The organism is Listeria booriae (assembly GCF_000766865.1).
In the GTDB taxonomy this organism is placed as follows: domain Bacteria; phylum Bacillota; class Bacilli; order Lactobacillales; family Listeriaceae; genus Listeria_A; species Listeria_A booriae.
The window spans coordinates 21,829-35,711 of the sequence record NZ_JNFA01000028.1 but is presented as its reverse complement, the minus strand read 5'-3'; the positions used below and the strand labels follow the sequence as shown (position 1 = coordinate 35,711).

The following is a 13,883-nucleotide window of genomic DNA, read 5'->3' as shown; positions in this document are numbered from 1 at the left end:
AAAATGTTCACAAAAGACACAATTACAGGTTTCAAAAACATAGATGCTTGACAGTTAGAATTCTATGTATTATACTCAACGTATCGAAAGTTAGAGTTCTAACTATAAGGAGTCGAATTAAAAATGAAACCAGAAAACACGAACACCCCCTATTCCGATTTATTCCGCGAAATTGGTATGAAATTAAAATTTAGCGCCGATCGCAGACTTGCCGATATCGAACTAAACGGACAACAAGGCCGCATGATTGGCTACATCTACGAAAACCAAGACCGCGGCGTCATCCAGAAAGACCTCGCGACCCAATTCAACCGCAAAGGTGCCAGCATCACCAGCATGCTCCAAGGCCTCGAGAAGAAAGGCTACATCAAACGCGTCGTCCCAGAAAACAACGAACGCCAGAAAAACATCTACGTTCTCGAAAAAGGCGTGGCACTTATCGAAGAATTCCAAGACGTTTTTGCTGAAATCGAAGGCAATATCACAAAAGGCCTCACAAAAACCGAAGCCGAACAACTAAAAGCCCTATTAACAAAAGTAAGCCATAACCTATAAGAAAGAAGGATTCACATGTCTAAGAAATTTTCAGATCAATATTATTTAGAAGAAGCACCAATCAAGAAAGCAATCGCCCATCTTTCCATTCCAATGATGATTGGGATGTCCGTCGGAACGATTTACAATGTCATCAACGCTTATTTTATCGGACTTTTGCATAACACGAGCATGCTTTCGGCGATTACACTTGGCTTGCCGATTTTTACCGTTCTAATGGCTATCGGGAACGTATTTGGTGTCGGCGGTGGAACTTTCATTACCCGGCTCATCGGACAAAAAGATTCCGAAAAAGCCCGTCGTGTCGCGGGATACACATTCTACGGTAGCATCATCGCCGGAATTCTTATCTCCCTTCTCGCCATGCTTTTCGTCAACCCGATTTCCCAACTGCTGGGCGCGGACGCAGCAACATTCGCCTATACAAAAGCATACACTATGACCCTTTTTGCTGGTGGTTTTATCGTTGTTCTTAATTTCGCGTTGGAGCAGCTAGTTCGCTCTGGCGGGGCATCCAAAGAATCGATGTATGGCATTTTCATCAGTACGGGCTTAAGTCTTATTCTTGACCCACTGCTCATTCTCGGACTCGGCTGGCACGTGGCAGGCGCAGCACTCGCAATGATTCTAGCCCAACTCGGCTCAGCCATCTACTATCTCTATTTCCTAGAAAAACGCAGCGAACACCTCCAAGGCTTCCTGAAACATATCAAAATTTCCATCAAAGACCAACTCGAAGTTTACAAAATCGGCATCTCTGAACTGCTCCAATCCGCGTTTCTTATTGTGAGCACACTGCTTTTAAACAATTTCGCAATCCATTACGGGGACAACGTTGTCGCAGGATTCGGTATCGCACTTCGCATCGTCCAAATTCCAGAATTTTTAGCAATGGGGCTGTTTTTCGGGCTTATCCCGTTCTTCGCTTTTAACTTTGCAAGTAAAAATTATGCGCGATTCAAAGCAGGACTTTCACAAGCAGCGTGGTATATAGGCGGCATCGCTATCCTATTTGTCGGCATTGTCTACTTGTTCCGAACACCAATTATTCACTTGTTCTCCAGTGACCCAAGCGTACTTACCGTCGGCACTTACATCTTAATTGCCATGTTAATCTCCGCATTGTTCAACGGCTTCACCGGTTTATTCATCGGCGTTTTCCAAGCCGCAGGACAAGGAACCGCGACGATGGTTATGTCTATCACACAAGGCGTTCTATATATTCCGATGATTCTGATTTTACATGTCACTTTCGGCTTGCATGGCGTTATTTGGTCCATGACCGTGACCGAAATCATTACCGCTGTGATGGGACTCCTATTCTTCCTAGCATTCCAACGCAAAATAAAAACACCCGACCTATCTGGTGCAAAAATAAGCACACCATGATAAGTCGCATGTTTTTCTAAATGTTAACGCATCGTTACGAATTCTTCGGCTCCCGTCGGATGAATCGCAACCGTGTTATCAAAATCAGCCTTTGTCGCGCCCATTTTCATCGCAACGGCAAAGCCTTGAATCATCTCATCAACTCCCGTGCCGATTCCGTGTAGCCCGACTACTTTTTCATTCGCGCCAGCACAAACCAGCTTCATTCGGCACGGTTCGCGATGCGCTGTGATCGCAGTGTACATAGACGTAAAAGAAGACGTATAAACTTTGACTTGCGTTTCCCCGTATTTCTCAATCGCTTGCGGCTCCGTCAAACCAACCGTCCCAATCGCTGGATGGCTAAATACAACCGTCGGAATCAAGTCATAATCCAGATGCTCATCCAGTTTTCCATTGAATAACCGTTCTGACAAACGACGTCCCGCGGCAATCGCAACTGGCGTCAACTCAATATGCCCCGTAATATCCCCAACAGCATAAATGCCTGGAACCGTCGTGTTTTGGTATTTATCCACCTTGATATAGCCTTTCGCATCAAGATCTACCGCTGTCGCCGCCAAATTCAAGCTCTCCGTCTCAGGCTTTCTACCAATCGCCCAAATCAGCGTGTCCACCGTCTCCGAACGACCATCCTCCAAATGAAGCGTCACCGAACCGTCCTCATTTTTAGTCACTTCCTTAGGCACAGCTCCCGTATGCAACGTCGGCCCCTGCTCCTGCATCACTTCCACCAGCGTTTCCACAAGTAGCGGATCGAAATTCCGAAGCGGCGCATGCTTTCGCACAAACAAATGCGTCTGTGCACCAAGTCCTTGCAAAACACCGGCCAGCTCCACCGCAATATATCCCGCACCAACAACAGCCACACGTTTCGGCAACTCCGTCAAAGCAAAGAATCCATTCGAATCAATCCCGTATTCCGCACCAGGAACATCAGGCCAAGCCGGTTTTCCACCAGTCGCAATCAAGATATGATCCGCCGAATACCGCGTCCCATTCACTTCAATCGTATGTTCATCCACAAACGACGCGTACCCTTTCAAAATATCGACCTTATTACTATCCAATCCGCGCTGATAAGAACCATGAATCCGCTCAATATAAGCCTCCCGATTCTCCACCAACTTCGCAAAATCAAAACGTTCCTGCTTCACTTCAAACCCATAATCCGGCGCATACTTATGCATCGCCTCCGAAATTTGAGCACCATACCACATGACTTTTTTCGGTACACAACCAACGTTCACACAAGTCCCGCCGAGATGTTTCGGCTCTACAAGCGCACATTTCATCCCATAACTTGCCGCCCGATTCACCGAAGAAATCCCGCCACTTCCGCCACCAATCGCTATATAATCATAATGTTCCACCATTCGATAACCTCCTAAAGTCAGTACTTCTCTACCCTCAATTCTAACGCAACCCCCGCCTAAATAAAAATGTTTGGTTTGTGAAGTTGGTGTTTTTGCGTTCATATAGAATGTTCATTAAAAGTTCACACAAAGGAGAGAAATAATAACAATTATGTGGATGGGAGCCGTATTCAAATGAAATCACCATATGATACACTTTTATAGTAAGTAAAAATGAGAAATACGTAAGAGTAGGGAGGAGTTTCATCACATCAATGAAGCAACAATAATTTTGTATCCTAAAAATTTATCAGAATATTAAGTTTATTAATGAAAGGGAGTATCACATGTTAATCAAAAAAATCGGGGCTGTATCTACTGCACTTGTTGTGCTAGCTGGTGCATCTGTGCCTTCATACGCAGCTGAGCAAGTAAATCCAGCAAGTTACGCAACGAAAGCCGAGACAAAATTAAAAAATAACGCGCTAAAAAGCGAAGTAGAATCACCAATTAAGTTGGTGAATGGGAGTTTTGAAGAGCCACAAATCTCGCGTTCAAATGCAATGTTTGATGCATCTGAAGTTCCAGGATGGAAAACAACCGCAACGGATAATACAATCGAGCTTCAACGAAACTACAACGATTTCTGGAAAATGGATGCTGCTGATGGAGAGCAATGGGCAGAATTAAATGCCAATATGAACTCAGCACTCTATCAAGATATAGAAACAACACCAGGAACAAAAATTCGCTGGAAAGTATCACATCGTGGTCGTGACGGTGTTGATACAGCAGAGGTTCGTTTTGGGGCTCCCAACCAATCGTTACAATTAATGGCGACAATGGCTTCAGATGGTACGGCTTGGAAAGAATATCAGGGCACATACACAATCCCTGAAGGTCAAACAGTGACTCGCTTTGAATTCCAAGCTATCTCTACGGCTGATGGAGATTTAACACGTGGGAACTATTTAGACAACATCGTCTTCTCTTCCCCGTCAAATCTTGTAGTAACAGATTCTTATGATAAAGCTTCTACACCTAAAGGCAAGCAGGCTAAGTATAATGTCAACATTGCGAACAATGGTGGTATGCAAGCTGGAGATATCAATTTGGAGATTCCATTGCCTGCAACGTTAAAATATGTCCCTTCCTCGGTTACAATTAACGGCACAACTACATCAGATGTGACTTATAACGACGCAACGCATACATTAAGCGTACATGTAAACCAAATCGCTGATGGTGCAACGACAACTGTTGGAATCGGAGTTGAGGGATTAACGGAAACAAATGCCGCACATATCAGCACGTCTCTAGAATATCATGATTTAGGATTCACTGATGCTACCTATACGGCTAATTCAACTGGCGCTAACATTGCCGTAACAAGCAATACTGCACCTGTGATTGCAGCAGATGATACAAGCGTGAAAAAAGGTGGAAGCTTTGATCCGATGGCTGGCGTGACGGCGAGCGATGTGGAGGACGGGAATTTAACTAGTAGTATTAGCGTAACGGCAAATGACGTGGATACTTCTGTTGAGGGAACGTATCATGTGACGTATAGTGTGACGGATTCTGACGGGAATACAACGACGAAAACGATTACCGTGACGGTATCGAGTAATAATGCGCCGGTGATTACGGCGGCAGACAAGACGTTGAAAAAAGGCGCGAGCTTTGATCCGATGGCCGGTGTATCGGCAAGCGATACGGAAGATGGCAATGTGACGGATAAAGTGACCGTGACGGCGAATGATGTGGATACTTCTGCGGTTGGGACGTACCATGTGACGTATAGCGTGACCGATTCCGATGGCAATACAACAACGAAGACGATTACCGTGACGGTGACAAGTAATGATGCGCCAGTCATTACGGCATCGGATAAAACATTGAAAAAAGGCGGTAGCTTTGATCCGATGGCCGGTGTATCGGCGAGCGATACGGAAGATGGCAATGTGACGGATAAAGTGACCGTGACGGCAAATGATGTGGATACTTCTGCGGTTGGCACGTATCATGTGACGTATAGCGTGACGGATTCCGACGGCAATACAACAACGAAAACGATTACCGTGACGGTGACAAGTAATGATGCACCAGTCATTGTAGCTAGCGACCAAACGATCAAAAAAGGCAAAGCCTTTGATGTGATGGCAGGCGTGAGCGCGAGTGATTTGGAAGATGGTGACGTGACGGGTGGCATTACGGTAACGGCGAACGATGTCGACACGAATACCGTGGGCACGTACCACGTGACTTACAGCGTGACGGATTCCGACGGCAACACGACGACGAAAACGATTACGGTAACCATCACAAGCAACGACGCACCAACCTTCACGACCAGCGACGTCTACTTGAAAGTCGGCGACAAATTCAACCCGTACGCAGGCATTACGGCAAGCGATACGGAAGATGGCGATTTGACAGACCGAATTGATATCGAAAGTAGCGACGTCGACATGACGCAACCTGGCACGTATGCCGTAGAATACAGCGTGACAGATTCCGATAACAACACAACAAAAATCACACGCCACGTCTATGTGCGCACGAATGACAAACCCGTTATTCACGCAAGCGACCAAACATTCAAAGCAGGTGCTAGCTTCGACCCATTAGCTGGCATGTCTGCAAGTGACACGGAAGATGGCGATATCACGGCCAACGTGACCGTCACAGCGAACGATGTCGATGCCAACCAAGCAGGCACGTACCACGTGACATACAGCGTGACAGATTCGGATGACAACACAACGACGAAAACAGTAACCATTACCGTTTTAACGAACGAAAAACCAGTCATCACAGCCGCAGATATCACACAAAAAGCCCACCGTAGCGTGGACCCCATGGCTGGCGTGACGGCAAGTGACTTAGAAGATGGCGACTTAACAGCAAACATCAAAATCATCGCAAACGACATTAACATCGATGTGCCAGGCGAATACCACGTGACATACAGTGTCTTAGATTCCGATGGCAACGAAACAGAAAAAAACATCACAGTAACCATTCTAAGCAACGACGCGCCTGTGATTCACGGGCAAGATGTCACGTTCAAAGCAGGCAAAGCCTTCGACCCAATGGCTGGCGTAACTGCAAGTGACACCGAAGACGGCGATATCACAAGCACCATCGAAATTACAGCGAATGACGTGAATCCAGATGTGGCTGGCGTATACCATGTCACATACAGCGTAACGGATTCCGACGGCAACACAACGGAAGCAACGTACAGCGTAACGGTCCTAACGAACGAAAAACCAGTCATCCGCGCCACAGACCAAACACTCGCTTACGGTCAAGCCTTTGATCCAATGGCAGGCGTGACAGCAGAAGACTTAGAAGATGGCGATTTGACAGGCAGCATCAAGATCATTTCCAATGATGTGAATCCACTACAAGCAGGCATTTACCACGTGACGTATAGCGTGACAGACGCTGATGGCAATGAAACACAAATCACCATCACGGTTCTCGTTGGTGCCCAACCTGTCGATCCAGTCATTCCAGCTGATCCAGAGACACCAATGCATGTGACACCAGCACCTGTACAAATGGCTGATCCTATCGTTTCTAGCGTCAGCGCGCCAGATCCAGTACGAGAACTACCAAAAACAGGTGACACAGACAACACAGCCCAAGTTATTACAATAGGCGGTTTACTAGCCATGCTAGGCGCTCTATTCTTACGCAGAAAGAAATAATATAACAATACCAGCTGATAACACATTTCCGTTTATGGAAACATGGTATCAGCTGGTATTTTTTGATACGCCTAGCACTGTCTCGTATGAACTCTGTAGCCCGATTTCCAGATTCATGAATTTAGTTTTGATATAAAGCGCGCTGTTATTTCCTGTGGACGAGTGATTGCGCCACCGACAACAACGGAAGTTCCGCCAAGTTCTAGGGCTGTCCTTGCTTTTTCTGGTGTATCGATTTTCCCTTCGACGATAACTGGAAGCGCTGTAACTTGTAATACTTCTTTTAGAAACTGAAAATTGGCTTCGGCGATATTGTGGCCTTTTGTTTGTTCTGTGTAGCCATGCAATGTCGTGGCGACGATATCAAAGCCGAGCTGTTCTGCCATCGCGGCTTCTTCAACGGTTGCTATGTCTGCCATAAATAGTGTGTCGGGAAACTTGCTTTTAGCTTGTTGCAAAATTGTGGCTAAGTCTTCTCCATTCGGACGTTTGCGATTTGTGCCGTCCATTGCAACAACTTCGACCCCGGTTTCACAGGCGGCAATGACTTCTTTTATCGTGGGTGTAATAAAAACTGGTGAATCGGGGTAGACCTCTTTGATAATCCCGATAACTGGGACCGAGACGACTTCTCGTATCGCTTGAATGTCCGCTACAGAATTAGATCTTATACCCGCAGCGCCTCCTTCAACGGCCGCTATCGCCATTTTGGACATGATGAAAGAACTATGTAAAGGTTCTTCCGGTAATGCTTGGCACGAAACAATGAGTTTGCCGCGCACCTTTTCTAGGAATGAATTTGCCATCTTTTTCTCCCCCTCCAAAAATAAAAAGTATCCGTTTTCAAGTAAACTATAACACAAGAAAATTATTTTCTCACGGAATCAAAAAAAGAGGATCTCCCAATGGGAAACCCTGTCTTTTTATTTGATACCATATTTTTTGTTGAAACGGTCGACACGTCCGTCGGCAGTCGCATGTTTTTGTTTACCAGTATAGAATGGGTGTGAATCAGAACTGATTTCGACACGTAGTAACGGATACTCGTTGCCGTCTTCCCATTGAATAGTTTCGTTAGAGCCCTTAGTAGAACCAGAAAGAAACTTGAAATCTGTACTAGTATCAAGAAATACCACTTGACGGTATTCCGGGTGAATTCCAGCTTTCATTGTTTTCAACTCCTTCGCCCTGAATCATCTGAAACAGAGTAATTTCTGCACAATTGCACACAGTAAATTTATTATAACAATGCTTTTCATTTTTAGCAAGGCTTATTTTTTAAACATTTCGGTTTGAATGACCTCGAAAAATTCATCGTTCGTTTTCGTCTTTTTCAAATAGCGGATGAAGCGTTCGGAAATGTCCAGTGCGTCGCCTTGAATCGGCATCACTTTGCGGATTTTCCAAAGGTGCTCAAGCTTGTCTTTTGGTAGTAAAAGCTCTTCTTTTCGGGTTCCTGAACGGCGGATATCGATGGCTGGGAAAACGCGGCGTTCGGCAAGTGCGCGATCGAGATGTAGCTCCATGTTTCCCGTTCCTTTAAATTCTTCATAAATCACGTCGTCCATACGCGAACCTGTGTCTACAAGCGCTGTCGCCAGAATCGTCAAGCTACCGCCTTCTTCAATGTTTCTCGCAGCTCCAAAAAAGCGTTTCGGCCGGTGGAAAGCGGCTGGGTCAATACCACCTGAAAGCGTACGGCCACTCGGCGGGATAACAAGATTATAAGCACGAGCCAAACGCGTAATACTATCCATCAAAATAATAACATCACGCTTCTGTTCTACAAGCCGCATCGCCCGTTCTAAGACTAATTCAGCAACCTTAATATGATTCTCCGGAACTTCATCAAACGTCGAACTAACGACCTCTGCCTTCACAGAACGCTCAATATCTGTTACTTCTTCTGGTCTTTCATCAATCAAAAGAACAATGAGTTCTGCCTCCGGACTGTTTGCCGTAATCGCATTAGCAATTTCTTTTAGCAAAATGGTCTTCCCTGCTTTTGGCGGAGCAACGATAAGTCCACGCTGACCAAAACCAATCGGCGCAATCATGTCAATCATACGCGTGGAAAGCGGGTTTTGACCAATTTCCATATGAATTTGGCGATCTGGATAAAGTGGCGTCAAGCCAGGGAAATGCACACGTTCTTTCGCAACTTCTGGGTTCTCACCGTTTACTGCTTCCACATGAAGCAAGCCGAAATAACGTTCATTTTCTTTTGGCGGGCGGACTTTTCCAGACACTTTGTCCCCAGTTCTTAAGTCGAAACGTCTGATTTGAGAGGCCGATATGTAGATATCTTCAGAACTCGCGGAATAATTGATGGGGCGAAGGAAACCAAATCCTTCTGAGGCAATGATATCCAGAACTCCTTCCATGAAAAAGAAGCCTTGTTTTTCAGCACTCGCTTTTAGTAACGCGAAGCTCAGTTCTCGCTTTGTTAGTTTGCTGTAATACGGGATTTTATGTTCTTTTGCAAGCGCATAAATTTCTTTGATTGTTAACTTTTCAAGATAGGATATAGATATATCTGGCATATAATTGACCACCTTTTTGGATTTTTGTAGTGAGGATTTAGGAGAGGACTGAGGGGCAAAACTAGGAAGCTCCGCAAAACGGCTTGGATGTTCGGCGGAGCCTATAAATTAGACGACTTCTTCTACGTGTGTTACTTTGCAGATGTCGGCGCCAATACCTTCTAATTTCTCGATAATGCGGCCGTAGCCACGTTCAATATGTTCGACACCATGAATCTCGGTAACGCCATCCGCGGCAAGACCCGCAATGACAAGCGATGCCCCAGCGCGAAGATCAGAGGCCGTTACGGTAGCGCCAATGAGTTGCGTTGGACCAGTAACAATCGCTGCACGGCTTTGTAATTTAAACTTCCCACCCATGCGTTTTAGTTCATCGATATGTTTAAAACGACTTGGATAAATCGTATCCGTCACGACGCTACTTCCTGTTGCACCAGCGAGTAATGTTGTCATCGGCTGTTGCAGATCCGTTGGAAAACCTGGATAGGCGTATGTTTTGATATCTACTTTTTTGAGGGCTGGACTTTTGCCAATATAGGCGGAGTCTTCATCCATTTTAATATCCACACCTGCTTCAACCAGTTTCGCTTTTACGGCTTCCATATGGGCTGGAATAATATTCTCGACTTTAATACCTGAACCTGCAGCTGCAGCTAAAATCATGAATGTGCCGGCTTCAATGCGGTCTGGAATAATTGTGTGGCGACAACCGTGAAGCTGCTCGACACCATCAATACGAATTGTATCTGTTCCAGCGCCTTTGATTTTTGCACCCATACTTGAAAGAAGCGTTGCGACATCGATAATCTCTGGTTCTTTTGCGGCATTTTCAATAACCGTTTGGCCTTTCGCCTTCACAGCAGCAAGCATAATGTTAATCGTCGCACCAACACTGACCACGTCAAGATAAATACGCGCACCTTTTAGTTCATCCGCACGCAAATAAATCGCACCTTGTTCGTTCGTCACCGTAGCACCGAGCGCCTCGAAACCCTTAATATGCTGATCAATTGGCCGAGGTCCTAAATAACAACCACCAGGAAGTCCAATAACGGCCTTTTTAAAACGACCAAGCATCGCGCCCATCAAATAATAAGAAGCACGCAGTTTTTTCACATTTCCATTTGGTAATGGCATATCCACTAAGTTCGAAGGATCAATCGTCACCGCATCAGGATTCGCGTGAACCTTCCCACCAAGCTCTTCTAAAATCGCGTATAGCGTGTGTACATCCGAAATATCTGGCAAACCTTCAATTGTAACGTCAGAATCAGCGAGAATCGTAGCAGGAATAAGCGCCACTGCACTATTTTTCGCCCCGTCAACACGCAACGTCCCTGATAACTCTTTTCCACCTTTAATTACTAATTTCTCAACCATGCCGTTCCTTCTTTCTTGATCTGTCTCTTTGTAAAAAGATTTCACTTGTTGTTAATTATCCATGATAAAGAGGAAATTTGCAAATTGAAAAGCCGAAGAAGCCCGTTAGCTCCGAAAAAGTTTGGAGCGGCCGCAGGAAAAATCCTCTTTTGATTTTTTCGGAGGGCGTGAAAACTTCGAGGAGCTGGCTTCTGAGGCTGGATCGGAGACGCTATGTCAGACGCCTTACATTGCGTAACGCCAAATTTTATTCAAAAAATTTTGTGACACCTCCAAACCACCACCGTTTAGCTCTGACAGAAACTGGAGCGGCCGCAGGAAAAGTCCTCTTTTGACTTTTTCGGAGGGCGTGAAGTTTCCGAAGAGCTGGCTCTTGAGGCTGGATCGGAGGCGCTATGTCAGATGCCTTACATTGTGTAACGCCAAATTCTATTCAAAATTTTTTATAACATCTCCACCCCGTTAGCCATGATTAAGAGTTCCCCAAGCACAACACAGCATATGTATAAAAACAAAAAATTGGAACTCGAGGCTCCTTCCCACTCAGGCCTAAAACATCAGATTCTGTAAAGCCCACTGGTGGATTACATCCTCGCTTTGCTCACATGCATATTGGGGGCCTAATTCAGCAAAATACGCTTCATAAGGCCCCCAACAAAAACAACGAGCCCAAACTCCCGGCTCGTTGTCCTTATAAAAATAGGTATTATTATGCTTTGCCGTTAGAACCAAATTCTTGGATCTTAGCAACAACTGTTTTAACAATTGCAGCTTGACCAGGTCCGATAACTTTACGTGGATCGTAAACTTTGTCGTCTGTAGCTAATTTTTCGCGAACAGCAGCTGTCCAAACGATTTGGCACTCTGTGTTTACGTTGATTTTGCTGTGACCTAATTGGATTGCTTTTTTGATTTGGTGTTCAGGAATTCCAGAACCGCCGTGTAATACTAGAGGAGCTCCAGTTAACTCAGAGATTTCTTTCATTTCGTCAAAACCAAGTACTGGCTCACCGTGGTAAGGTCCGTGTACAGAACCTAATGCTGCAGCAAGTGCATCAATGTTAGCTTCTTTAACAACACGTAGACATTCAGCAGGATCAGCATAGTTGATTCCGCCTGTTACGCCGTCTTCTTCGCCACCAACAGTTCCAACTTCTGCTTCAACAGAAACACCTTTTGGATGCGCGTAGTCAACAACTTTTTTAGTCATTTCAACGTTTTCATCGATTGGGTGATGAGAACCATCAATCATAACAGAAGAGAATCCTGCGTCAATTGCAGCTTTACAAGAATCAAAAGATGAACCGTGATCCAAGTGAATTGCAACTGGTACAGTGATTTTTAGGTCATGCATAAGTCCTTCAGTCATTTTAACTACTGTTGTAAATCCGCCCATGTATTTGGCAGCTCCTTCAGAAACACCAAGGATTACAGGAGATTTTTCTTGTTCCGCAGCTTCTAAAATAGCACGAGTCCATTCAAGGTTGTTGATGTTGAATTGTCCTACGGCATATTTACCAGCTAACGCTTTTTTCAACATTTCAGTCATACTAACGATAGGCATAATACAATTTCCTCCTCAGGAATATAAAAGTGTAGATCATACGCCGAGTAAATCGGCGGCAAGCGTTCGCATTCCACCATTTCGGCGGACTTCCGGTTCTCACATACACAAGTATGCTCCGCTTCCGGCTTCCACCGAAATGGTGGAATACAAACGCTTTCGCTCGATTTGTGTAAAGCCATATGTACGTCCTACCCATTTCTAAAAAATTCTTAAACAGGCTGGGCGGGTTTGGCTTGACTCGAGCTATGTCCTAACTTTTACAAAATTTGATTTTCTGCTGTGAAAAATAGGGAAACTATTTTTCCTAACACAGCTATGATACCAGATTTGTGAGCATTTTACCATAGTGAAGGTCGATATTTTTGATGTAATCGTTTTAATTGTGCAAACGATGTTGGATTCGTTTTGCATCTGCTAAAACTTGTAATTTTTCGGGTAACACTTCTAGTTCGTATGGTGTTTCGCCGCCGTATACGCCGTCGTAGCTAATATTCAGGCTGGTTTTGCAGGTTATTTGCACTTTTTTCGTACGTACGTAGACGACATCTTCGCTTTCTAAGTGTGCGCCTGATTTTATAGAAGCAAGCAGTTTCAATAGCTTGGCTGGTGAGACTTTTTTTAGTAGTAGTAAATCCATTTTGCCATCATTGAAAACCGCTGGTGGACATAATTGTTCCATACCGCCGACACTGTTTGTTAAAGAGCCGAATAGTAGCAAAATTTCACCTTCAAAAACGCCCTCATCATGCGTTACCGTCACTTTTTTAGGCGCTAGTTTCGGGAGCATTGAAATGCCGCTGAATAAATACGCCAGTCGTCCTATTTTATTTTTCAACGATTCTTTGACTGCGTAGGTGATTTCGGTGATTTTTCCACCTGCCGCGTTGTTTATAAAGTAATCATTGTTTGCTTTGCCGACATCAACAGCAACTGTGTTTCGCGCTGCCATTATGTTTAGTGCGTCAATCGGATCTTTCGCCATTTGAAGTGCTCGCGCGAAATCGTTTGTCGTGCCAACTGGCAATACGCCGAAAATTGGTGGTGTCGCGACTTGCATTAGACCGTTCACAACATCATTCACCGTACCATCGCCGCCTGCAGCAACGATGACTTCAAAACCGTCTTTTGCACCTTGTTTTGCAATTTTTGTTGCGCTTTTTGCTTCTTCCGTCGTTGGAATTAGCGTCACATCATAGCCCGCATCTCCCAATATTTGTTCTGCTACCGGCATTAGCTTTTGAAACTTGCGCTGTCCAGCCACCGGGTTATAAATAATTAACATTCGCTTTAACAACAGAATTCCCCTTTTCTCATGCAGTGATAATTTTAGTGTCTTATTTTACGTACTTTTTGTCAAATTGGGAGGCTCAAAGCT

Annotated in this window: 10 protein-coding genes; 3 read left to right on the top strand and 7 right to left on the bottom strand. The window is 44.9% G+C overall.

Annotation, left to right across the window (positions count from 1 at the left end; all coding sequences use genetic code 11):
- The first annotated feature begins 123 nt into the window (after positions 1 to 123).
- Both EP57_RS12785 and EP57_RS12780 read left to right on the top strand, forming a co-directional pair.
- Positions 124 to 555: a MarR family winged helix-turn-helix transcriptional regulator gene (locus EP57_RS12785; RefSeq protein ID WP_036087304.1), complete on the top strand. Its 432-nt coding sequence runs from the start codon at positions 124 to 126 to the stop codon at positions 553 to 555.
- A gap of 15 nt (positions 556 to 570) precedes the next feature.
- Positions 571 to 1,944 carry an MATE family efflux transporter gene (locus tag EP57_RS12780; protein ID WP_036087303.1) on the top strand — a complete coding sequence of 458 codons (1,374 nt, stop codon included), beginning with the start codon at positions 571 to 573 and terminating at the stop codon, positions 1,942 to 1,944.
- A 23-nt stretch (positions 1,945 to 1,967) separates the two neighbouring features.
- Here EP57_RS12780 and gorA read toward each other — a convergent pair whose 3' ends face one another.
- Complete coding sequence (gorA, locus tag EP57_RS12775; RefSeq protein WP_036087302.1) at positions 1,968 to 3,320, bottom strand: glutathione-disulfide reductase; 1,353 nt, start codon at positions 3,318 to 3,320, stop codon at positions 1,968 to 1,970.
- A 326-nt stretch (positions 3,321 to 3,646) separates the two neighbouring features.
- Between gorA and EP57_RS16580 the strand changes: the two genes are divergently transcribed.
- Positions 3,647 to 7,018, top strand: a complete 3,372-nt coding sequence (locus EP57_RS16580) for an immunoglobulin-like domain-containing protein (RefSeq protein WP_052167691.1) — start codon at positions 3,647 to 3,649, stop codon at positions 7,016 to 7,018.
- Between the two features lie 113 nt (positions 7,019 to 7,131).
- On the opposite strand, the gene EP57_RS12765 is transcribed toward EP57_RS16580, so the two are convergent.
- From EP57_RS12765 to EP57_RS12740, 6 genes are all read right to left on the bottom strand, one after another.
- Entirely contained in the window at positions 7,132 to 7,824 is a 693-nt protein-coding gene (locus EP57_RS12765; RefSeq protein ID WP_036087301.1) for an N-acetylmannosamine-6-phosphate 2-epimerase, read from the bottom strand.
- Between the two features lie 117 nt (positions 7,825 to 7,941).
- Positions 7,942 to 8,187: a type B 50S ribosomal protein L31 gene (locus tag EP57_RS12760; RefSeq protein WP_036065627.1), complete on the bottom strand. Its 246-nt coding sequence runs from the start codon at positions 8,185 to 8,187 to the stop codon at positions 7,942 to 7,944.
- 102 nt (positions 8,188 to 8,289) lie between these two features.
- Entirely contained in the window at positions 8,290 to 9,561 is a 1,272-nt protein-coding gene (gene rho / locus EP57_RS12755; protein ID WP_036087299.1) for a transcription termination factor Rho, read from the bottom strand.
- A gap of 108 nt (positions 9,562 to 9,669) precedes the next feature.
- The gene (locus EP57_RS12750; RefSeq protein ID WP_036087297.1) at positions 9,670 to 10,941 is read right to left on the bottom strand and encodes a UDP-N-acetylglucosamine 1-carboxyvinyltransferase; all 1,272 of its coding nucleotides are present in this window, start codon (positions 10,939 to 10,941) and stop codon (positions 9,670 to 9,672) included.
- A 709-nt stretch (positions 10,942 to 11,650) separates the two neighbouring features.
- Positions 11,651 to 12,505: a class II fructose-1,6-bisphosphate aldolase gene (fba, locus tag EP57_RS12745; protein ID WP_036087296.1), complete on the bottom strand. Its 855-nt coding sequence runs from the start codon at positions 12,503 to 12,505 to the stop codon at positions 11,651 to 11,653.
- Positions 12,506 to 12,884: 379 nt separating this feature from the next.
- Positions 12,885 to 13,802, bottom strand: a complete 918-nt coding sequence (locus EP57_RS12740) for a diacylglycerol kinase (protein WP_036087295.1) — start codon at positions 13,800 to 13,802, stop codon at positions 12,885 to 12,887.
- Between the last annotated feature and the right edge of the window lie 81 nt (positions 13,803 to 13,883).

Coding starts and splice junctions, on each gene's coding strand:
- EP57_RS12785 (WP_036087304.1), top strand. CDS start 124: ATGAAACCAGAAAACACGAACACCCCCTATTCCGATTTATTCCGCGAA.
- EP57_RS12780 (WP_036087303.1), top strand. CDS start 571: ATGTCTAAGAAATTTTCAGATCAATATTATTTAGAAGAAGCACCAATC.
- gorA (WP_036087302.1), bottom strand. CDS start 3,320: ATGGTGGAACATTATGATTATATAGCGATTGGTGGCGGAAGTGGCGGG.
- EP57_RS16580 (WP_052167691.1), top strand. CDS start 3,647: ATGTTAATCAAAAAAATCGGGGCTGTATCTACTGCACTTGTTGTGCTA.
- EP57_RS12765 (WP_036087301.1), bottom strand. CDS start 7,824: ATGGCAAATTCATTCCTAGAAAAGGTGCGCGGCAAACTCATTGTTTCG.
- EP57_RS12760 (WP_036065627.1), bottom strand. CDS start 8,187: ATGAAAGCTGGAATTCACCCGGAATACCGTCAAGTGGTATTTCTTGAT.
- rho (WP_036087299.1), bottom strand. CDS start 9,561: ATGCCAGATATATCTATATCCTATCTTGAAAAGTTAACAATCAAAGAA.
- EP57_RS12750 (WP_036087297.1), bottom strand. CDS start 10,941: ATGGTTGAGAAATTAGTAATTAAAGGTGGAAAAGAGTTATCAGGGACG.
- fba (WP_036087296.1), bottom strand. CDS start 12,505: ATGCCTATCGTTAGTATGACTGAAATGTTGAAAAAAGCGTTAGCTGGT.